This window comes from Buchnera aphidicola (Pemphigus obesinymphae) (genome assembly GCF_026122815.1).
GTDB classification, from domain to species: domain Bacteria; phylum Pseudomonadota; class Gammaproteobacteria; order Enterobacterales; family Enterobacteriaceae; genus Buchnera_C; species Buchnera_C aphidicola_BJ.
In genome coordinates this window covers 5171-5696 of the sequence record NZ_JAIWQW010000017.1, presented here as the reverse complement: position 1 = coordinate 5696, position 526 = coordinate 5171, and positions in this window count along the sequence as shown.

Sequence of the window (526 nt, the reverse complement as noted above, 5' to 3'; positions counted from 1 at the left end):
TTTCTTTTTTGGATGCGTTTAATTGTATTTTTTTTGATCTATTTTTTTTTTAAGAAAAAGGATGCATTTAATTGAATAATAAATGATCAATAAATTATTTTTTTTCTTTTTTGGATGCGTTTAATTGTATTTTTTTTGATCTATTTTTTTTTTAAGAAAAAGGATGCATTTAATTGAATAATAAATGATCAATAAATTATTTTTTTTCTTTTTTGGATGCGTTTAATTGAATAATAAATGATCAATAAATTATTTTTTTTCTTTTTTGGATGCGTTTAATTGTATTTTTTTTGATCTATTTTTTTTTTAAAAGATTTTTTCGTGAATTTTGGTGTTTTTTTGCGAAAAATAAAAAATACTATGATAGTTATACACAGCTAATTAACGTAACAAATGCTTTATTTATCAAGGAGTAAGAGAAATTAATCAGAGAATTTTCCGTTGTTAACAACAATACATAGATACATAATTACATCTATATCTATTTTTATTTAATAAAGGAGATATAAATGAAATAAATGTATTC